The organism is Komagataeibacter melaceti (genome assembly GCF_003403295.1).
Taxonomy (GTDB): Bacteria; Pseudomonadota; Alphaproteobacteria; order Acetobacterales; family Acetobacteraceae; genus Komagataeibacter; species Komagataeibacter melaceti.
In genome coordinates this window covers 37,006-56,272 of sequence record NZ_QUWV01000070.1, presented here as the reverse complement: position 1 = coordinate 56,272, position 19,267 = coordinate 37,006, and the positions used below count along the sequence as shown (strand labels likewise).

General features: G+C 64.3%; 20 protein-coding genes and 1 tRNA gene. 12 read left to right on the top strand and 9 right to left on the bottom strand.

Annotated features, from left to right (window positions below):
- Positions 1-121 precede the first annotated feature (121 nt).
- Positions 122-298, top strand: a complete 177-nt coding sequence (locus DY926_RS09005; RefSeq protein WP_116703056.1) for a DUF1328 domain-containing protein — start codon at positions 122-124, stop codon at positions 296-298.
- Here the strand turns inward: DY926_RS09005 and DY926_RS09000 are convergent.
- From DY926_RS09000 to DY926_RS08970, 7 genes are all read right to left on the bottom strand, one after another.
- The gene (locus DY926_RS09000; protein ID WP_241503138.1) at positions 255-746 is read right to left on the bottom strand and encodes a disulfide bond formation protein B; all 492 of its coding nucleotides are present in this window, start codon (positions 744-746) and stop codon (positions 255-257) included. The two genes, DY926_RS09005 and DY926_RS09000, sit on opposite strands and share 44 nt — an antisense overlap.
- A gap of 27 nt (positions 747-773) precedes the next feature.
- Entirely contained in the window at positions 774-2,126 is a 1,353-nt protein-coding gene (locus DY926_RS08995) for an alpha,alpha-trehalose-phosphate synthase (UDP-forming) (protein ID WP_116703054.1), read from the bottom strand.
- Positions 2,114-2,869, bottom strand: a complete 756-nt coding sequence (gene otsB / locus DY926_RS08990) for a trehalose-phosphatase (protein ID WP_116703053.1) — start codon at positions 2,867-2,869, stop codon at positions 2,114-2,116. The genes DY926_RS08995 and otsB overlap by 13 nt, the downstream gene beginning before the upstream one ends.
- Before the next feature lie 102 nt (positions 2,870-2,971).
- On the bottom strand, positions 2,972-3,625 hold the full coding sequence (locus DY926_RS08985; RefSeq protein ID WP_116703052.1) for a DUF2155 domain-containing protein: 654 nt from the start codon (positions 3,623-3,625) through the stop codon (positions 2,972-2,974).
- Complete coding sequence (locus DY926_RS08980) at positions 3,622-3,852, bottom strand: hypothetical protein (RefSeq protein WP_116703051.1); 231 nt, start codon at positions 3,850-3,852, stop codon at positions 3,622-3,624. Before DY926_RS08980 ends, DY926_RS08985 begins: the two co-directional genes overlap by 4 nt.
- On the bottom strand, positions 3,849-4,382 hold the full coding sequence (gene mlaD / locus DY926_RS08975; RefSeq protein ID WP_116703050.1) for an outer membrane lipid asymmetry maintenance protein MlaD: 534 nt from the start codon (positions 4,380-4,382) through the stop codon (positions 3,849-3,851). Before mlaD ends, DY926_RS08980 begins: the two co-directional genes overlap by 4 nt.
- Before the next feature lie 58 nt (positions 4,383-4,440).
- A complete protein-coding gene (locus DY926_RS08970) occupies positions 4,441-4,809 on the bottom strand; it encodes an NADH-ubiquinone oxidoreductase subunit NDUFA12 family protein (RefSeq protein ID WP_116703049.1) in 369 nt (122 codons plus the stop codon).
- Positions 4,810-5,104: 295 nt separating this feature from the next.
- Between DY926_RS08970 and DY926_RS08965 the strand changes: the two genes are divergently transcribed.
- The 6 genes from DY926_RS08965 (at position 5,105) to DY926_RS08940 (ending at position 12,305) form a co-directional block, all read left to right on the top strand.
- Positions 5,105-6,688 carry a TSCPD domain-containing protein gene (locus DY926_RS08965; protein WP_116703048.1) on the top strand — a complete coding sequence of 528 codons (1,584 nt, stop codon included), beginning with the start codon at positions 5,105-5,107 and terminating at the stop codon, positions 6,686-6,688.
- A 42-nt stretch (positions 6,689-6,730) separates the two neighbouring features.
- The gene (locus tag DY926_RS08960) at positions 6,731-7,198 is read left to right on the top strand and encodes a RidA family protein (protein ID WP_116703096.1); all 468 of its coding nucleotides are present in this window, start codon (positions 6,731-6,733) and stop codon (positions 7,196-7,198) included.
- A 77-nt stretch (positions 7,199-7,275) separates the two neighbouring features.
- Positions 7,276-8,430 (top strand): GNAT family N-acetyltransferase, encoded by a 1,155-nt coding sequence (locus tag DY926_RS08955; protein WP_186336118.1) that lies wholly within the window; start codon positions 7,276-7,278, stop codon positions 8,428-8,430.
- Between the two features lie 106 nt (positions 8,431-8,536).
- Complete coding sequence (locus DY926_RS08950) at positions 8,537-9,523, top strand: zinc-dependent alcohol dehydrogenase family protein (RefSeq protein ID WP_116703046.1); 987 nt, start codon at positions 8,537-8,539, stop codon at positions 9,521-9,523.
- Between the two features lie 165 nt (positions 9,524-9,688).
- Entirely contained in the window at positions 9,689-11,458 is a 1,770-nt protein-coding gene (locus tag DY926_RS08945; RefSeq protein ID WP_116703045.1) for a DEAD/DEAH box helicase, read from the top strand.
- 91 nt (positions 11,459-11,549) lie between these two features.
- Positions 11,550-12,305, top strand: coding sequence for a hypothetical protein (locus DY926_RS08940; RefSeq protein ID WP_241503137.1), 756 nt, complete (start codon positions 11,550-11,552; stop codon positions 12,303-12,305).
- Between the two features lie 107 nt (positions 12,306-12,412).
- Here DY926_RS08940 and DY926_RS08935 read toward each other — a convergent pair whose 3' ends face one another.
- Positions 12,413-12,931 (bottom strand): hypothetical protein, encoded by a 519-nt coding sequence (locus DY926_RS08935; RefSeq protein ID WP_116703043.1) that lies wholly within the window; start codon positions 12,929-12,931, stop codon positions 12,413-12,415.
- Between the two features lie 308 nt (positions 12,932-13,239).
- On the opposite strand from DY926_RS08935, the gene DY926_RS08930 reads away from it, so the two are divergent.
- The 5 genes from DY926_RS08930 to DY926_RS08910 all read left to right on the top strand — a co-directional run bounded on the left by DY926_RS08930 (position 13,240) and on the right by DY926_RS08910 (position 17,708).
- Positions 13,240-13,458 carry a hypothetical protein gene (locus tag DY926_RS08930; protein WP_116703095.1) on the top strand — a complete coding sequence of 73 codons (219 nt, stop codon included), beginning with the start codon at positions 13,240-13,242 and terminating at the stop codon, positions 13,456-13,458.
- Complete coding sequence (locus tag DY926_RS08925; RefSeq protein WP_116703042.1) at positions 13,455-14,126, top strand: S24 family peptidase; 672 nt, start codon at positions 13,455-13,457, stop codon at positions 14,124-14,126. The genes DY926_RS08930 and DY926_RS08925 overlap by 4 nt, the downstream gene beginning before the upstream one ends.
- 87 nt (positions 14,127-14,213) lie before the next feature.
- Positions 14,214-16,019, top strand: a complete 1,806-nt coding sequence (gene lepA, locus DY926_RS08920) for a translation elongation factor 4 (RefSeq protein WP_116703041.1) — start codon at positions 14,214-14,216, stop codon at positions 16,017-16,019.
- A gap of 144 nt (positions 16,020-16,163) precedes the next feature.
- Positions 16,164-16,254, top strand: a tRNA-Ser gene (locus tag DY926_RS08915).
- Between the two features lie 632 nt (positions 16,255-16,886).
- Complete coding sequence (locus DY926_RS08910; RefSeq protein ID WP_241503136.1) at positions 16,887-17,708, top strand: SDR family NAD(P)-dependent oxidoreductase; 822 nt, start codon at positions 16,887-16,889, stop codon at positions 17,706-17,708.
- Between the two features lie 29 nt (positions 17,709-17,737).
- Here the strand turns inward: DY926_RS08910 and DY926_RS08905 are convergent, their stop codons facing one another.
- The gene (locus tag DY926_RS08905; protein WP_116703040.1) at positions 17,738-19,105 is read right to left on the bottom strand and encodes an 8-oxoguanine deaminase; all 1,368 of its coding nucleotides are present in this window, start codon (positions 19,103-19,105) and stop codon (positions 17,738-17,740) included.
- Positions 19,106-19,267 lie beyond the last annotated feature (162 nt).

Here is a 19,267-nt window from a genome sequence, read left to right as displayed (position 1 = left end):
GCCTCCCGCCCGGTCTGGCCAAAATCACCTGCGCCGATGAACCGGCTGCTTTCTGGCGCATTGTTATAGGGCGGATGTCAATCCCGCGCCTGTCACAACAACGATCGGAAGGAACCGGATCATGGACCTGTTACGCTGGACCATCACATTCCTTGTCCTGGCCCTGATCGCCGCGGTTTTTGGCTTCGGCGGCATTTCTGACACCTTTGCCTATTTCGGCAAGATCCTTTTCTTTGTCTTCATCGTCCTGTTCATCATTGGATTGTTTTTTGGCCGCGGCCGCGGAACCTTGCCCTGACCCTGACCTTCAGCCCCCGGCGCACAGGCACGATCAGCAACAGGGCATAGAGTCCGTTCATCGCCGCCATGGATAGCGGCAGGCCGGGTACCAGATACGTTGCCGCGTCGCACGGCTTGGCCGCGTGGCGCGGCATGGCGGCCAGACGCTCGGAAATGCTGCCGCCATGGAAAACGGGCGCCCGACATTCCGACAGCGGGCTACGCCACCATCCCTGCTCCACCCCCACATGCACGCCCGACAGCACCACGCTCGACAGCAGGGCGATGACGCACAGCCATGACAGGAACCGCCCCATGGCATCGGGCAGCGCCAGTATGCCAAGGCCAAGCCCGATCATGATGCGATAGGGCCAGCGTTCCAGCAGGCACAGCCCGCATGGCACGATGCCCAGCATATGCTCACTCCACCACGCCACGCCCAGCGCGGCGCAGCCTGCCACCACCATAAGCAGACCAAGCGCACGCATGGCAGACTATGTCCGGCAGGCGGCGGGTGCGGCCTCAAGCGCGCGCATGAAGTCGGCCGCCCAGCTTATGGCCGTGGTGCGGCTGACCTCACGCTCCAGCGCCTGCCAGCGTGTGCGCCGCTCCGCCAGCCCCATGGTCAGGGCGGCGTGGAGCGCATCGGCAATCTCGTCCGGGTCATAGGGATTGACCAGAATCCCCTCTTCCATCTCCGGTGCCGCCCCCGCGAAATGCGACAGGATCAGCACGCCCGGATTGGCCGGGTCCTGCGCTGCCACATATTCCTTGGCCACAAGGTTCATCCCGTCGCGCAGCGGAGTGATCAGGGCCGCTTCCGACCGGCGGTAGAACCCGGCCAGCACCTCCCGCGGGAGCGGGCGGGTGATGTAGCGGATCGGCGTCCAGTCGAATTCGGAATAGGCCCCGTTGATCCGGCCGGTCAGTTCATCAAGCTGGCGGCGGAGCTGGCGGTATTCCTCCACGCTCCCGCGCGAGATGGGGGCGACCTGCAGGAAGGTTACCTTGCCACGATGTTCGGGGTAACGCGCCAGAAACGCCTCATACCCACGAAAGCGCTCCGGCAGCCCCTTGGAATAGTCCAGCCGGTCCACGCCCAGCACCAGGCTCGCCCCACGCAGGCTGCCCTCCAGCCGCGCCACCTCCGGGCCTTTCATGCTTTTTTCCGCCTGTGCGCGGAATTCATCGGGGTCGATCCCGATGGGGAACGCCTGCCCGCGTTCAGGCAGGCCGTTCACCCGCAGCGCCTGATTCAGGTTCTCGGCGTCCTCGGCGGTCTGTACGCCAACGAGGTCATAGCTCTGCATATCCTCCAGCAGCAGGTCCGCCCCCGGCAGCGCGCGCACGAGGCTCCATGGCGGGAAGGGAATGTGCAGGAAGAAACCGATCCGGCACCGCACGCCAAGGTCACGCAACGCCTGACCCAGCGGGAACAGGTGGTAATCATGCACCCAGATCACATCATCGGGGCGCAGCAGGGGCAGGAGCGTGCGGGCGAACATGGCGTTGACCGCAAGATAGGTTTCCCAGTCCGTGCGGGAATAGTTCATCAGCCCGACACGGTAGTGAAACAGCGGCCACAGGATGCCGTTGGAAAAATTCTGGTAGAACCCCTCGTACTGCTGGGGCGTGAGATCAATGGTGGCATAGGTCACGTTATCAACGCGGTCCAGCCGTGGCACCGGGTCGCCACCATGAAGCTGCACCTGCTTGCCCGACCAGCCGAACCAGAGTGATTCACCTTCCCGCAGGGCGTCCTTCAAGCCGACGGCCAGACCACCGGCGGGCTGGCTGCGCTCACGCGGGGAAGGCACACGGTTTGAAACGATAATCAGCCGCCCCATGCGTCATTCCCCCCTTGTGCAAGATGCGCAAGCCAGGCGCGGAAAGTTGCGGGATCAGGAAAATCAACCGGAATACGCAGCCCGATACCCCCCAGTTGCACCGCCATGCGGATGCCGTCCTCATCGGTCACGTCATCCCCCACGAAAACCGGCGCACGCCCGGCAAAGGGCGCGGCCTGCATGAGGGCTTCCACCGCATGCCCCTTGTCCACGCCCGCCGGGCGGATTTCCCACGCCATCTTGGCGGCCTGCACGTGGAACACGCCACCTGTCGTGGCCACCCATTCATCCGCGATCCTGCCCAGCATCGGCCCGGCATCCGGCGCGCCGCGATAGTGCAGGACAAGACCCGCCTTCTTACGCTCGATCCGCACGCCGGGATGGGCCTGCGCCAGCCTGTCGGCCTGCTCGAACCATGCGGCGGGCACGGGCGGCAAAGCGGAGCGTTCTATCGCCTGCCCCGGCGCATGCCGGATGGCGATGCCATGCTCCCCCGCCACGGCATAGGGCACATCGCCAAGGAAATGGTCGATCTGTTCAATCGGACGCCCGGAAATGACAGCCAGCGCATCACCACATTTGTCACGCAGCCGCCGCAGCGTATCGAGCAGGCCGGGTGCAACGACGACGGATTCCGGCGTGGGGGCGATATCGACCAGCGTACCATCAAAATCCAGCAGGAACGCCGCCCTGGCGGGCGGAGGCAGCCGATCGAGCGAAGGAAAGGAAGATATCTTGCTCATGATGGTTCTAGCCTCCGGTAAAGCAGGTGGATAAGCAACCCCGGAACCGGCCCGGATGGCGGCCCGCATTGATACGATATAAATTAAACTATTTTCTAATTTCTAATGCAGCATCAGCGGGGCAGCCCCCCCGCTGTCCGGGGCGGCGGGCGCGGATGAAGCAGGCGGGGACGCGGGCGGCGTCACCACCACGGGTGCCTGCATGGGGGAGAGCGGCTGCGGCGCGCCATCAGTGGGAACGGGCGCCGCGTTACCGGCGGGCGCGGCAGGTGTTTCGGCAGGGGTGGCGCCGGGTGCCGCCGGGGCCTGTGCCGCAACAACGGCAAGCGGCGGCGGCACGGGGGCTACGTTATCACCACTACAGCCAACCAGTTGCACATCATAAAGCGGGTTCTGGAAAACGCCTGTTCCCGGTTCCGCAACCGCCATCCATCCCTGGAATCCGGCCATGCCCGCATGCGCGTCGCGCACATCCAGCCACGACGCTGCATCGGCTGGCAGGGTCGGGGGGCGCTGCAGGCACGATGTCGCGTGCAGCGTCAGGCTTTTATAGGCCACATCCTGCCCCACGGGCACGCTCAGCGTCTGGACATGGGCATCGAGCTTGTCCAGCACCCGGATCTGGGCGACCGATTTTCCCTGCCATGTATCGGGCGGGTAGATGGCGGGGGCGGCCAGCCATTCGACCGCGCCCGCGCAGGCAGGCAGGCAGACCAGAAACAGGGCGGGCAGGCAGGCGGTGGCGAGCCGTTTCATGCCTTCGGGCTCCGCAGGCTGTTGACCATATCATGCAGGATCTGGCGCATCGCGGCCTCATCCACGCCCATCAGGATCGCATCCTCGAACGCATCACGCATGATCCCCTGCAATTCGGCATGGTTTTCCTGCAATACCAGCAGTTTGTCACGGCAGGATACGGGCGTGCCATCGGACTGGGGCCATATGGCGGGCATGGCGGCGTCATCGGGCATGGCGGAGGTCATGGCGCATCCGGTGCGGCAGGCGCGGGCGGCTGCGCGGCCTTGTTCTGCCGGTTCGCGGTCAATGTATCGGTTACGGAGAAGATGAACTTGCTCAGAAGCTGTTCCAGGCTGATCGCGCCCTGCGTCTGGCCGATCGTGCCGCCGGGGGCCAGCATCCTGTCATCCCCCCCCGGTGAAAGGGCGATGTATTTGCCCCCAAGCAGGCTGTCGCTGGTGATGATGGCCGCCGTATCATCAGGCAGCTTTATGTCCGGCCGCACCGTAAAGGTGACCTGTGCCGCGTAGGTTTTCGGGTCAACCCGTTCCTCCACCACCTGCCCCACGGTAATGCCCGCCAGCCGCACGTCCGACCCTACGGACAGGCCGTCGATATGCGCAAAGCCCGCGTTCAGCCGGTAGCCCGATTCATGGGGGCGTCCCTTGTCCACCACAGCGTAGGCCAGCAACCCCGCGAGTACCGCCAGCACCGCGAAACCGGCGAAAAGTTCGCCCGGCTGACGGCCCGCGCGCCCTGAAACAGCAGCAACCATGATGGCTAAGCTTCCCCAATCTGCAATGGCGCGACCCTAACAGGTTACGCCGGGGACTTCATCCCTCGGGGTACCATGCCTCATAATCGCTGGTGGTAGAAGCCCGCTGGCCGCCCTGCGTGTCACTGCCGGGGGGGTGATAGGCCTCCGGCGTGCCGGTCCGGTTGGGCTGCCAGGGCTGCTGCCATGGCTGGCGCGCGCTCTCGGGCAGGGGTTCGGCGTCCATATGGTGCAGCCAGCCCCACCATTCGGGCGGCACGGCGGATGCGTCCTCGCCCTTGTGGTAGATGACCCAGCGTTCATGCCGCTTTTCCCCGCCGCCGGTGCGGTTGAGGGTACGGGCCTCATAATAGCAGCGGCCATCGGCATCCTTGCCAACCAGCCGCCCCTTGAATCGGGTGTAGATACGGGTGCCTAGATTTGCCATGCGCGCAGCCTAATCCGCGCGCCCCCGCGTGGTCCACGCGCATTATGCACATGGCTCTGTCACATCTGCGGGATCAGATTGCACGGGTGTGCATTTCCGTCCGGGGAAATAGAGTGATTCCCGCGCGTGAGCCGTGCCGGTGGCGGAAAAAACCGCGCCGGACCGCCGGAAAGCGGGCTGTCCGGCACGACTTTCCAGTTATCCCCCATATCCACGGTATCCAGTGGAATGTATAGTTGCGACTCCGGCCCGAACGGGTTCCGCCGCGCGTGCGGCTGCCGGTAGAACAGTGGGCATGACAGCACGAAGCCACTGGAACGGCGTGCGCATGCGCACCGTCGAGGCCGCAGCCGACCCCGACGCCGCACCACGTTCCGTTACCCTGCCCGCGGACTGGGATGACACGGCAGCCGAGGCCCTGGCCCGGCTGGCCCCCGGCCACGGCCCCGCCAGCCTGCCGACCGAGGCGGCGCGATGGATAGATGACCTGTGCATGGGAGAAATCTCCGGCCCCGTCATCCGCCCGGTCGCCCGCACGCTGTCGTGCCTGCTGCTCATGCGCCAGGCCGCCCCGGCGGAAAGCCTGTGGCATGGCCACCATGACCGCAGGCCCGCCTTCGTGGTCAACCTCGCCGCCTTTGTCGAGGCGGATAATGGGTTCATGGCGCAGGACTTCGTGGTGGCGCTACGGCTGCTCGCCCGGGTGCTGCGCGCGGTTTCGCGGCAGAAAGCCCATATGCGCAACGGTGAACTGCCGCTGCCCGACCCCCACGGCCCGACCCGCGCGCACCTGCGCCCCGTGGTGGAAGAAGGCCACGAGCGCCCGCCCACCGCCGGCACCCTCCAGCTCACCAACCTTGATGCCTGCCTTGCGGGCATGGGTCTGGATTATGACAGCGAGGCCGGGCGCGACGCGGCGTGCAGCATCGTGGCGCTGGCCACCCTTGTCGCCCATTCCGGCGAGGGCGCGGACGCCATGCCCCTGCCCCCCGTGCGCAGCGTTGTTCCCGGCATAAGCGAGGTCGCCCGCGCCGTATGGCAGGAAGCCGCCATCGCCACCGACCAGCCCGCCGCCCGGGTGGAAACCGGTTTTTCCGCCCCCGGCCCCATAGATGCACTGCTGGGCGTGGAGTCCTGCGGCCTCGCCCCCGTCTTTTCGCCGCTGCGCATGGACGGGCGGCTGGCCACGAGCACGCTGGCGCGCCTTGCCGCGCGCGGCCTGACGCTGGAAGCGGCGTTCGCGGCCACGCTGGCGGGTGAAACCGTTCTGCCGCTGCCCGGCGCCATGGCCCATCAGGCCATGCACCGCGCGCTGGGTGGTTTTGCCGACCGCATGCCCCCGCGCCCCGACGCCACGCGTGACACGCTGGCCACACGCTCGGGGCTGGAACGCGGCGTGCGCCGCCACCTGCCGCCCCGCCATGGCGGCTTTACCCAGAAGGCCAGCGTGGGCGGCCACCGCCTGTTCCTGCGCACGGGGGAATATGCCGACGGGTCGCTGGGCGAGGTCAGCCTGACGCCTACGCGCGAAAGCCCGATGGTCCGTGGCCTCATGGACACGCTGGGCCAGGCGGTCAGCATCGGGCTGCAGTATGGTGCGCCGCTGGAAAGCTATGTCGAGGCCTTCGCCTACAGCCATTTCGGCCCCGCCGGCACGGTGGAGGGCGATCCTGTTGCATCCTACGCGACATCCATGCTGGACTACGCATTCCGGGCGCTGTCTGATGCCTATCTGGGCCGCAGGCTGCCCGACGCCCCGCATGAAGACATGATGGCGGACACACCGGCCCCCATGCTGCCACTTGACCTGCCCGAGTCCGGCCATGACGATGGTGATGATACGCCCCCCCGGCGGCGCGGGCTGCGACTGGTCGGCTGAAACCGGCCCCACCCGACCGCCCCAGATACAAGGATGACCGTGATGCCTGACAAAACCCCTGAACAGCGCCTCAAGCAGCTTGGCATCGTGCTGCCCACGCCTGCCACGCCCGTTGCGAATTACGTGACGGCCGTGCTCAGCGGGTCCATGCTGACGGTATCGGGGCAGTTGCCGCTGGTTGATGGCAAGCTGCTGACCACAGGCAAGCTGGGCGGCACCGTTGCGGTGGAACTGGCGGTCGAGGCCGCGCGCTACAGCATGATCAACGTGATCGCGCAGGTAAAGGCCGCCGTGGGCGACCTGTCGCGCGTGCGGCGCGTGGTGCGGCTGGGCGGATTCATTGCCTGCACGCCGGACTTCACGCAGCATGCCACCGTCATGAACGGGGCGTCTGACCTGGCGGTCGCGGTGTTCGGGGATGCGGGCCGCCACGCCCGCTCCACCGTGGGCGTGCCCTCGCTCCCGCTTGATTCGGCGGTGGAAGTGGAAGGCCTGTTCGAAATCGGCTGATGCCCCGGCCACACTGACACAAGGGAGCCCGTCATGACCCAACCGCCCCACACGGCCCGCCCACCGGTGCGCCGGTCATGACCGGCCCCACCATGACCCTGCACCCCGCCATAGCCGAAATCCCGGCGGGGGAATGGGATGCCTGCGCGGGCAATGACAATCCCTTCGTCAGCCACGCCTTCCTCTCGGCGCTGGAGGATAGCGGTTCCGCCAGCCCCGATGCGGGCTGGATGCCCCAGCACCTGGCCATGCGCGATGGCACGGGCCGCCTGCTGGCGGTGGCCCCCTTCTACGCCAAGAGCCATTCCTTTGGTGAATATGTATTCGACCAGCAATGGGCGCAGGTTTTTGCCCGCGCGGGTGGCGAATATTATCCCAAATTACAGGTGGCCGTTCCCTTTTCCCCCGTGCCGGGGCCGCGCCTGCTGGTCCATGCGGATGCCCCCGATGCCGATGCCCTGCGCCAGATGGCCGCGCGCGCATTGCGGCAGGCCTGTGAGGAACTGGGCCTGTCCTCCGTCCATGTCACGTTCTGCACCGGCCATGAATATGACCTGCTGGGCCGTAACGGGTGGCTGCAGCGGCTGGGCGTGCAGTACCACTGGGATAACGAGGGTTATGCCAGCTTTGACGATTTTCTCGAGTCCCTCGCCTCGCGCAAGCGCAAGGCCATCCGCCGCGAACGGCGCGACGCCCATGCCTGCGGGCTGACCTTCCATACCTATCGCGGCACGGAGATCACCCCCGCCCTGTGGCGTGACTTCTACGGGTTCTACCTTTCCACCGTGGACCGCAAATGGGGCCGGGCCTATCTCCAGCCCACCTTCTTCCGCCTGCTATCGGAACGGCTGGGGGACCGGGTGGTGCTCATGATTGCACGGCAGGGCGACACCCCCGTGGCCGGTGCGCTCAACCTCATGGGGCGCGATACGCTGTACGGGCGCAACTGGGGGCGGCTGGAAGGTGACTGGCCGTTCCTGCATTTTGAGCTGTGCTATTATCAGGCCATCGACTTCGCCATCGCCCACGGGCTGAAACGGGTGGAGGCCGGAGCACAGGGCGAACACAAGCTCCAGCGCGGCTACCGCCCCTGCCTGACCCATTCCGCGCACTGGATTGCCCATCCCGGCCTGCGGGCGGCGGTGGGTGATTTCCTGGGACGCGAACGCGCGGCGATCGAGGCCGAGCTACCCGCGCTCGACGCCCTGACCCCCTACCGCACCGCGTTGTGATAACAAGATGATGCATGTCATGCCGCATGGGCGCGCAGGCATGGTATCCATGGCCGCAACTGCACTGGCGACCGACAGGCCGCACCGATAGCCCAAGGACCGGACCATGTACGCAATGCGACTGCTTGCCCCCCATACTCCCCTGCAATGGACCGAACTGCCGGACCCGCAACCGGGCAACGGGCAGATCCGTGTCAAGGTCGGGGCCTGCGGCGTGTGCCGCACGGACCTGCACGTGGTGGACGCGGACCTGCCCTTTCCCGGCCATGCGCTGACACCGGGGCACGAGATCGTGGGCCGCATCGACGCCATCGGCCCCGGCGTGACAGACCTGAAGCTGGGCCAGCGCGTGGGCATACCGTGGCTGGGCCATACCTGCGGCTGCTGCCATTACTGCGAGACCCAGCACGAGAACCTGTGCGACCACCCGCTGTTCACCGGCTACACGCGCGATGGCGGCTACGCCACGCTGGCGGTGGCGGACGCGCATTTCACCTTTCCCCTGCCCGATGGGGATGATGATGTCGCCATGGCGCCGCTTCTGTGCGCGGGGCTGATCGGCTGGCGGTCGCTGGTCATGGCGGGCACGGATGCGCGGCGCATCGGGCTGTACGGCTTCGGGGCGGCGGCCCACATCATCGCACAGGTGGCCATGTGGCAGGGCCGCTCGGTCTATGCCTTCACCCGGCCGGGGGATACGAAAACGCAGGAATTCGCCCGCACGCTGGGGGCCGTATGGGCAGGTGGCTCGGATGAAGCACCGCCCGAACAGCTTGACGCCGCCATCATCTTCGCCCCCGTGGGGTCACTGGTGCCCGCGGCACTCAAGGCCGTGCACAAGGCGGGCCGCGTGGTCTGCGCCGGGATTCACATGAGTGAAATCCCCGCCTTTTCCTATGACCTGTTATGGGAGGAGCGCCAGATCGTCTCGGTCGCTAACCTGACGCGGCAGGATGGCATTGATTTCCTTGAAATCGCGCCGCGTGTGGGAATCCGCACCACCACCACCACCTATCCGCTACGCGAGGCCAACAGGGCGCTTGATGACCTGCGCAACGGGCGCTTCGAGGGCGCGGCCGTGCTGGTGCCCTGAACGGCGCGGGCAGAGGGGGAAAACGGGCCGCGCATTATTATTTCTGGCTTTTGGGGCAATCATTCTTTATGCACCGGCCTTCTCCCCTGACGCATGAACGGCCGGCGGCCAGTTTCCTTCCTGCGTCGCCTGTGTTCTTCATGTTCTGTCCGGATTGCCCGATATATGCCGTTTCCCGAAACCCACCCCGCCCTGCAACGCGCGCTGGACGAGCGTGGGTACGATGCCCCGACTCCCGTCCAGAAAGCTGTTCTGGATGTCGCAGCCGAAGGCCGCGACCTGCTCGTTTCCGCCCAGACCGGCTCCGGCAAGACCGTAGCCTTCGGTCTGGCCATGGCCGACACCCTGCTGGGTGGAGCCGAACGTTTTGGCCCGGCGGGTCCGCCGCTGGCCGTGATCATCGCCCCCACGCGTGAACTCGCCATGCAGGTCACGCGTGAACTGACATGGCTGTATGCCCCGGCTGGCGGGCGTATCGTATCGTGCATCGGCGGCATGGACGCGCGGCGTGAAGCCCGCGCCCTGCAGCTTGGCGCACATATCGTGGTCGGCACGCCGGGACGGCTGTGCGACCACCAGTCGCGCGGGCGTCTGGACATGTCCGACCTGCGCGTGGTCGTGCTGGACGAAGCGGACGAGATGCTTGACCTCGGCTTCCGTGACGAGCTTGAGCAGCTGCTTGACGCCATGCCCAAGACCCGGCGCACGCTGCTGTTTTCCGCCACGATCGCCAAGGAAATCGCATCGCTGGCCCGGCGCTACCAGAATGACGCCGTGCGCATCGACACCCTGTCGGGCGCGAAGCAGCATGCCGACATCGAATACCGCGCCGTGGTGGCCGATGCCCGTGAACTGATCCCCGCCGTGGTGAACGTCCTGCGCTATACCGACAGCCAGACCACCATGGTGTTCTGCGCCACGCGCGAGATGGTGCGCCACATGCAGGCCGCACTGGTGGAGCGTGGATTCTCCTCCGTCGCGCTGTCGGGTGAACTGGGACAGAACGAGCGCACCCGCGCCATCGACAGCCTGCGCAAGGGCCAGGCCAATGTGTGCGTCGCGACCGACGTGGCGGCCCGTGGCATCGACATCCCGGCACTGGCGCTGGTTGTCCACGCCACGCTGCCGACCGACCCGGCCACCCTGCTGCACCGTTCGGGCCGCACGGGCCGCGCGGGCCGCAAGGGCGTGTGCGTGCTGATGGTTCCCATGTCGCAGCGCCGCCGGGCCGAGCGCCTGATGCAGGGTGCGAAGATCACGGCCACATGGTCGGGCGTGCCCACGGCTGCCGAGATCCGCGCCAATGACGCCAAGCGCCTGCTGGCCGATCCCGCCCTGAACGAGGACGTGGCCGAAGCGGATGCGGAACTGGTTGGCCAGCTTGTCGAGGGCCGCACCAGCGAACAGCTTGCCGCTGCCCTGCTGCAGATGTACCGCGCCCGCCTGCCCGCGCCGGAAAACGTGCGCCACATCACGCCCGACGCGCCGCGCCCCGTGCGTGAGCGTAGCGAGCGTGACGGCCCCCGCCCCACGCGTGACAGCTACGCCAGCGCCGAACCGGGTGCATGGTTCGCCATGAATGTGGGCCGGCAGGAAAAGGCTGACCCGAAATGGCTGATCCCGCTGATCTGCCGCCTGGGCGGTGTGCGCAAGGCCGATATTGGCGCCATCCGCATCAACGATACCCAGACCCTGTTCGAGATCACGCCGGATTCCACAGACAAATTCCGTTCGTGCATCGCCTCGATCGAGAATGACGAAGTGCAGATCACACCCGCCAGCGCCCCCGCTGGTGGTGGTGGCGCCCGCCGCAGCGGCCCGCCGCGTGGTGGCCGCCCGTTCGCCCGCAAGCCCGGTGGTGGCGGTGGCCGTCCCGGCGGGTTTGGTGGCCCGCCGCGTGGGGCTGCGTCCTCGCGCAAGCGGCCCCGCACCTGAGCGGAGCGGCAACCTGACCCGTAACTGAGCGTTTCATTCATGCCCGGCACTGCCGGGCATGTTTTTATGTGCTCAGGAAAAAGGTCTGCCCGTGCCGAACATATCCCGCTCCGCCCTCTGCCTTCTTGGCCTGCTCACACTCTGCACAGCAACGGACCGGCCCGCGCGGGCGGCTGCTACGGATACCGCACTGGCCGACCAGCTTGCCGCCGCCAGCGGGCATTACGCGGCTGATACCAACCTGTTTGGCGCGGGGCCGCTGTCGATCGTGCTGAAGCAGGAACTGGGCGCGCAATATGACAGTTTCGTGCAGAACATGCAGGTTGCAGGCCCGCTCCAGCCCGTAGGCGACATCCTGTTCATGACCGGCAACAGGCAGCATGCGGGGGCGGACAGCATCGCATGGCTGCTGGTGGACCGTACGGGCCACAACATGACCGTGGGTATCCTGAACCCCGGGCATCTCTCACTTTATGGTTTCGGCCCCACGCCCATCACCAAGCCCCGGGATGTGCGCACCATGCTGGAAAACATGCAGAACGTGCCCCCGTTCTGCAATCCGCCGCAGAACCTGCAACCCGGCGCGCAGATCCAGTTGCAGGCAACCCTGCACCACGGCGCGACCTGCGTCTATCGCCTCGGGCTGCATAAGGGGGAAAAGGTCACGGCGCGGCTGGACGCGAAACCCGGCAATGCGGTCCTGCGCCTGATCGACCCGCGCCTTGTACAGAACAGCGATGCGCAGGCATGGCTTGTCCTGCACGATGACCTTTACCTGCTACAGGTCGAACCCGGCCCCGACGGGCAGGCGGAACAGCCATTCACGCTGACGGTAAAGGCGGACTGAAAACAGGGGGAAAGGCTGGTCCTGTCCTGACGGGAGAGGACCGGCATCCCTGCCCGTTCAGATCGGGATAAAAAAAGGCCGGTGCCCGCAGGCACCGGCCTTTTCATTTACTGGCCCGAACCGCCAAGAAGGCTGTTCACATCGGAGCCGGTCTGGCTTTTCAGATTGTCCCAGCGCTGGCGCTCCGCATTGCCGGCGTTGCGCAGGGAGTCGAGCCGGTTCTTGGGCGCGTTGCGAATCGCATCAAGGCGGTCGCGACCGTTCTGGATGGTCTGGTCAACGCGCGCGCGTTCATCCGTCAGCTTCTGCTTTTCGGCGTCACGGGCGCTGTCCCACCGGCCAACCGTGTTCTGACGCGCGGAGTTCACCTTGTCGTCATAATCCTTGCGCAGGTTCTGCGAGCCGTCCCGCAGGGCCTGTTCGCGCTGCTGCACGTTCTGGTTGACGCGGTCCTGATAGGACTGGACACGATTGTTCGCACAGTCCTCGGCCTGGGCTGCGCGGCCGATCACATCCCATTTGGGGGTGTTCTGGCCGTTGCTGCAATCCGCCGCCAGCGCGCCGACAGACGGAATGAAAGGTGCCCCGGCCAGGGACAGAACAAGAATATATTCCCGAAATTTCATAAAGACTGCCTTGGATTATGGATTTCTACATGCACTTTACCGAAACATGTATCACATCCGGGTCAGAAATATGACAATGTGCCATGTTCGTTAAAAGATATAATAACCCGTTTCCAAAAACGTAGGGCACGCAGCACATGCCACCTTCCATGCAGGCGCAGGGGACGCCACCCCACGTGGTGGACAGACCGCGCCAACCCCAGTAAGCAAAATGCCAGCATATCTGCCTGACCATGCCTGAACCCATGTCACGGCCTGTCGTGGAACAGCGGCGGGGCCGTCATCTGTTTCCTAGCGGTCCCTGCCCCATGTGGAATGAACCCTATCTTGAATCGTGCTGCCGCAGCGCGCTGCACCGGCTGAAACTGAGCGGACATGATGGCCGCCCCACCGGCCTGCGCGATGACCCCTGCCTGCGCCGGCTGGAGGGCATGGGGCTGGCATGCAGGGGTCAGGATGAACGATTCGCCCTGACCGAACAGGGCCACGCCCGCCACCGGACCGAAATACTGAAACTGCCGACATGATCAGCCATACCGATATCTGGCGCGCCCTGGACCGTCTGGCCGCGGAACGCGGGCTGACCCCCTCCGGCCTTGCACGGGCGGCGGGGCTGGACAGCACCACCTTCAACCCCTCCAAGCGGATCACGCCTGCGGGCCGCCCCCGCTGGCCGGGCACGGAAAGCCTTGCGCGCACCCTGTCGGCCACAGGCATCTCGTTCGAAGGGTTCAGCCGCCTGCTATCGGGCCATCATGACCCCGAAACAGGCGGCAAGGCCCACCATTCGCACCTGAAGATCGTGTCGTTTTCCCAACTGGCCCATCCCGAACTGTTTGACGAGACTGGCCTGCCCGATGGCGAATCATGGGAAAAATGGGACTTCCACGGCATGGCGGACCATCATTCCTATGCCGTGCATGTGGATAGTGATTGCATGGAACCGATCTTTCGCCGGGGGGGGACGCTGATCGTCTCGCCCACCGCCGCGATACGCCAGTCGGACCGGGTGCTGCTCCACACCCCACGGGGCACACCCTGCTGTGGCGTGGTGGTGGAACGCTGGCATGACGCCCCTGTCACTACCCCGCTGCACGAGCTTGTCCGCATCCGCGCGCTGGCCGGAATGGATGAACAGGAAATCATCATGGATGGCGGTACCCGCATCCACCGCATCACCATGGCCTGCATGTAACGCACGTTCGCGGCACCGGTGATATTTTCCACCTGGCCATGACAGGTAGCGGCTGACTTTCCCACGAATTTACACTATGTCTCGCCCATGACCGACACGCCCCTCTCCCTGATCCGCAATTTCTCGATCATCGCGCATATCGACCATGGGAAATCCACCCTGGCCGACCGCCTGATCCAGGCCTGCGGCGCGCTGACACAGCGGGAAATGACCAATCAGGTTCTGGACAATATGGATCTGGAACGTGAACGTGGCATCACCATCAAGGCGCAGACCGTGCGCCTGGCCTACCCTGCCGAAGATGGCAAGACCTACGTGCTCAACCTCATGGACACGCCGGGCCATGTTGACTTCGCCTATGAGGTCAGCCGCTCGCTTGCCGCGTGCGAGGGATCGCTGCTGGTGGTCGATGCGTCACAGGGGGTGGAAGCGCAGACGCTGGCCAATGTGTATCAGGCCATCGACGCCAACCACGAGATCGTGCCGGTCCTGAACAAGGTTGACCTGCCCGCCGCCGACTGCCCGCGCGTGAAGGAGCAGATCGAGGAAGTGGTAGGTATTCCCGCCGATGACGCGGTCGAGGTTTCAGCCAAGACCGGCCTGAACATCGAGGCCGTTCTGGAAGCGCTGGTCAAGCGCCTGCCCCCGCCCACCGGCGATGCCGAAGCCCCGCTCAAGGCGCTGCTGGTCGATAGCTGGTACGATCCGTACCTGGGCGTGATTACACTGGTGCGCGTGAAGGAAGGCCGCCTGAAGCGCGGCATGCGCATCCGCATGATGTCAACCGGCGTGGTCCACCAGGTGGATCAGGTGGGTGTGTTCGCCCCGCGCATGACCAATGTGGACGAGCTGGGCCCGGGTGAGATCGGCTACATCAACGCCGCCATCAAGACCGTGGCCGACACTAATGTGGGCGACACCATTACCGATGACCGCCGCCCGGCCAGTGAGCCGCTGGCGGGCTTCAAGCCCTCCATCCCTGTGGTGTGGTGCGGCCTGTACCCGGTCGTGGCCGATGATTTTGAAAAACTGCGCGACAGCCTGTCCAAGCTGCGGCTGAACGATGCCTCCTTCCACTACGAGGCCGAGACCTCCGCCGCCCTTGGCTTCGGTTTCCGCTGCGGGTTCCTCGGGCTGCTGCATCTGGAAATCATTCAGGAGCGCCTGAGCCGCGAGTTCAATCTCGACCTGATCGCAACAGCACCTTCGGTTGTGTACAAGATGCTGCTGACCAATGGCGAGACGGCGGAACTGCACAACCCGGCCGACATGCCCGACCTGTCCCTGATCGAGAAGATTGAGGAGCCATGGATCAGGGCGACCATCATGGTGCCGGACGAATATCTTGGCGCGGTCCTGACCCTGTGCAGCGAACGCCGCGGCGTACAGGTGGACCTGACCTATGTCGGCAACCGGGCCATGGCGGTCTATCGCCTGCCGCTGAACGAGGTCGTGTTCGACTTCTACGACCGCCTGAAATCGGTCACGCGCGGTTACGCCAGCTTTGACTACCAGATGGACGGGTATGAGGAGAGCGACCTCGTGCGCATTTCCATCCTGGTCAATCAGGAGCCGGTGGATGCGCTGTCGTTCATTGCTCACCGCTCGGCCGCGGAAACACGCGGGCGTTCGATCTGCGCCAAGCTCAAGGAACTGATTCCCCGCCAGCTTTTCAAGATTGCGGTGCAGGCCGCGATTGGCAGCCGGATCATCGCGCGTGAGACCATTGGCGCCATGTCCAAGGACGTGACGGCAAAATGTTATGGCGGTGACATCTCGCGCAAGCGCAAGCTGCTGGAAAAGCAGAAAGAAGGCAAAAAGCGCATGCGCCAGTTCGGCAAGGTCGAGATCCCGCAGAGCGCGTTCCTCGCCGCGCTGAAGATGGACCAGTAACACCCCTGCGCTCCGGCCATGAAAGTCTCGTGGCCGGAGGAAAAGGATATGGCGTTTTCCTCTTGCGCCGCCAGAAATTGGTGATATGTTCCGCACGCATCGGACACAGCCACCTGATCAGGCAGGCAAAAACCGATAACGGCTGGAGAGATGGCCGAGCGGCTTAAGGCGCACGCTTGGAAAGCGTGTGTACGTTAATAGCGTACCGTGGGTTCGAATCCCACTCTCTCCGCCACGCCCTGCGGGCTTCCGGTTCAGATGACAATTCCTGCTTCCCACCGCCATGGCACGGACACGTGAAACACCGTGGACGGAACTTCCGGGCGCTTCATTCCATAATGGTTCTGTGCCGTATGGGTTTACGTGATCCTATGGGAAGTGAAGTATTCATGGGCGGGAGGATGGTATCTTTCCAACCTTCATGGAAATACTCCCGAACATAACTTTATATTTTTCTTATATACATGATTAATTACTGAGATTTATGAATTTCATTCATGATAATATTCAAAATATCAAATCACAATAAAGAATTATGAAATAATTGTGAAATTATTTTGTTTTCTTGAGATTGATTATCAGAAAGTTATGCAGAACCTATTTCAGGTCCGTCAGTAAACCATCCGGATTTTTTCATAATCCATATTTTCTATTTCGGAATATGATATGGTTAAATGATATATAATATCCATAAACAATCTTTCCCCATCAAATATTGTCGTATCCGGGGCCACAGATGGCTCAGGGTTATCGACGGATTATTATGTTCCAGATAACATGGCCCGCATCAGGCAGCGGGACATATTCCATATCGCCGCATGCCTGACACGATGATGCAGTCCGGCAGGCAGGAAAGTAAGAGAATCATTGGAAAAGAGTGATCTGAACGGAAAAACAGGTTTCTCCACCCGCAAGGTCGCCGTGGTAACCGGCGCAACGGGGGGAATCGGTCAGGCGCTCGTGCAGCGCATGATCGCGCGCGGGTATTCCGTTATCCTGCTCTCGCGCCAGACCGCGCGGGACATGTCCGGTGTCACCACCGTCGCCTGTGACCTGACCGATATGGACAGCCTCCACCGGGCCGCCACCACCATCGTTGAAACGGCACCGCAGATTGACGTGCTGGTGCACTGCGCGGGCGTGATCGCACCGCAGAGCGTGGGGCAACTGGACAGTGCGGCGATTGCAAACCAGATCACCGTTGACCTGACCGCGCCCATTGAACTGACAAACGCCCTGCTGCCCGCCATGCAGCGCGGGGGGCATATCGTATTCGTCAACTCGATGGCGGCCATTTTCCCGCTGGCGGGCAGCAGCGTCTATACGGCGGCCAAATGCGGCCTGCGTGGATTCGCCCGGGCGCTGGAACAGGAACTGCGGCCCCGCCGCATTCAGGTCACCTCCATCTATCCCGCCAGCGTCAACACCCCCATGCTGAGTCGGGAAATGGAAGCTGGCGGCTCGATCTACAATTTCATCGACCCGCCGCAGGACCCGGACGTTACCGCAGAACGGATCATGCAGTGTTGCGAGCGGAACAGCCGGGAGGTGTTCAGTTCCGTATTCGACAAGGCATTCACCCATGCCTGCCTTTTCTCCATGGGGCTGCTCAACCTGTGCCTGCCCGTCATGAAATTCCTGGGCCGCAGGGGCTACCGCGCCTATCGCCGGCGGCCCCCGCAGGGCTGAACGGGTACCGCCCTGCGGGGCGGGAGGGTTCAGGCCTTCTCCAGCAGTTCGCGGGCCAATTCATTATGCCGCCGGGCCAGCCGGGCGGGATCGTGCGCGGTGAACAGCCCGTCGCGGATCAGCACGCGCCCGTTGACGATGCTGCATGACACACGGCGTGGCGTGCAGAAAACCAGCGCCGCCACCGGGTCCGACTGCGCGCCCGCATGGTCGATGCCGCGCAGGTCGAACGCCACGATGTCCGCCGCCATGCCCGGTGCCAGATGCCCGATATCATCACGCCCCAGCACCGCAGCACCACCACGCGTGGCCAGTTCCAGCACTTCACGCGCCTGCATCATGGGCTGGTTGTCCGGCGTTTCAATCAGGCGGCCAAGCAGCATGGCCTGACGGGCCTCACCCAGCATGTGGCTTCCATCGTTGGAGGCAGACCCATCCACCCCCAGCCCCACGCGCATGCCCGACGCCACCATGCGCCGGACCGGCGCGATCCCCGATCCCAGCCGCATGTTGGAACACGGGCAATGGGCCATGCCGGTATGGGTCGCCCCGAAGCGGCGGATGCCCGCGTCGTCCAGACGCACACAATGGGCGTGCCAGACATCCGCGCCAACCCAGCCCGTATCCTCGGCGTATTCGGCGGGGGTCATGTTGAATTTTTCGCGGCTATAAGCGATGTCGCTGGCGTTTTCCGCCAGATGGGTATGCAGCATGGTCCCGGTTGCGCGCGCAAGGGCGGCGGCATTGCGCATGAGATCCCGACTGACGGAAAAGGGCGAACAGGGGGCCACGGCAATCCGCTGCATCGCAAGTGGTGCGGGGTCATGATAGGTTTCGATCACGCGCTGTGTGTCGGCCAGGATTGCATCCTCGTCCTCCACCACGCGATCAGGCGGCAGGCCGCCCTGGCTTTCCCCCACGCTCATTGACCCACGTGCAGCGTGGAAGCGCATGCCCATCTCGGCCGCCGCCTCGATCTCATCATCAAGACGCGCGCCATTGGGGAACAGGTACAGGTGGTCGCTGCTGGTGGTGCAGCCCGACCAGAGCAGTTCCGTCATGGCGGTGCAGGCCGAAACGCGGATCATTTCCGGCGTCAGTCCCGCCCATATGGGGTAGAGGGCCTGCAACCACCCGAACAGCGATGTATCCTGCGCCGCCGGGATGACCCGCGTCAGGGTCTGGTACATATGGTGGTGGGTGTTGACCAAGCCCGGCATCACCACATGGCCCGCCATGTCCATGACCTCATCGGCGGCGGGCAGCGGATCGGCCGGGGTGCCGATGGCGGCGACCTGACGGTCACGGATGAGTATCCAGCCCCCCTCGATTTCCCGCCTTCCGGCGTCCATCGTTACCAGACGCAGCGCGTTCTTGAGCAAAAGGGTGCGGGTCATGCATCACCACCTGACAGGACATGAAGATGTTTCGGTTATGCAGCCTTTTGGGGGCGATGCCCATACGATGGGAAACACGAAACGTGATTTATCCGCGTTTTAAAAAACCCCGGCCCATCCTGTATGGATAAATCCGTAGGTCCGCACCAGACCGCGCAACCG

Coding starts and splice junctions, on each gene's coding strand:
- DY926_RS08930 (WP_116703095.1), top strand. CDS start 13,240: ATGTGGAATGAACCCTATCTTGAATCGTGCTGCCGCAGCGCGCTGCAC.
- DY926_RS09005 (WP_116703056.1), top strand. CDS start 122: ATGGACCTGTTACGCTGGACCATCACATTCCTTGTCCTGGCCCTGATC.
- DY926_RS08955 (WP_186336118.1), top strand. CDS start 7,276: ATGACCGGCCCCACCATGACCCTGCACCCCGCCATAGCCGAAATCCCG.
- DY926_RS08925 (WP_116703042.1), top strand. CDS start 13,455: ATGATCAGCCATACCGATATCTGGCGCGCCCTGGACCGTCTGGCCGCG.
- DY926_RS08945 (WP_116703045.1), top strand. CDS start 9,689: ATGCCGTTTCCCGAAACCCACCCCGCCCTGCAACGCGCGCTGGACGAG.
- DY926_RS08965 (WP_116703048.1), top strand. CDS start 5,105: ATGACAGCACGAAGCCACTGGAACGGCGTGCGCATGCGCACCGTCGAG.
- lepA (WP_116703041.1), top strand. CDS start 14,214: ATGACCGACACGCCCCTCTCCCTGATCCGCAATTTCTCGATCATCGCG.
- otsB (WP_116703053.1), bottom strand. CDS start 2,869: ATGAGCAAGATATCTTCCTTTCCTTCGCTCGATCGGCTGCCTCCGCCC.
- mlaD (WP_116703050.1), bottom strand. CDS start 4,382: ATGGTTGCTGCTGTTTCAGGGCGCGCGGGCCGTCAGCCGGGCGAACTT.
- DY926_RS08985 (WP_116703052.1), bottom strand. CDS start 3,625: ATGAAACGGCTCGCCACCGCCTGCCTGCCCGCCCTGTTTCTGGTCTGC.
- DY926_RS08950 (WP_116703046.1), top strand. CDS start 8,537: ATGTACGCAATGCGACTGCTTGCCCCCCATACTCCCCTGCAATGGACC.
- DY926_RS08960 (WP_116703096.1), top strand. CDS start 6,731: ATGCCTGACAAAACCCCTGAACAGCGCCTCAAGCAGCTTGGCATCGTG.
- DY926_RS08905 (WP_116703040.1), bottom strand. CDS start 19,105: ATGACCCGCACCCTTTTGCTCAAGAACGCGCTGCGTCTGGTAACGATG.
- DY926_RS08935 (WP_116703043.1), bottom strand. CDS start 12,931: ATGAAATTTCGGGAATATATTCTTGTTCTGTCCCTGGCCGGGGCACCT.
- DY926_RS08995 (WP_116703054.1), bottom strand. CDS start 2,126: ATGGGGCGGCTGATTATCGTTTCAAACCGTGTGCCTTCCCCGCGTGAG.
- DY926_RS08980 (WP_116703051.1), bottom strand. CDS start 3,852: ATGACCTCCGCCATGCCCGATGACGCCGCCATGCCCGCCATATGGCCC.
- DY926_RS08970 (WP_116703049.1), bottom strand. CDS start 4,809: ATGGCAAATCTAGGCACCCGTATCTACACCCGATTCAAGGGGCGGCTG.
- DY926_RS09000 (WP_241503138.1), bottom strand. CDS start 746: ATGGTGGTGGCAGGCTGCGCCGCGCTGGGCGTGGCGTGGTGGAGTGAG.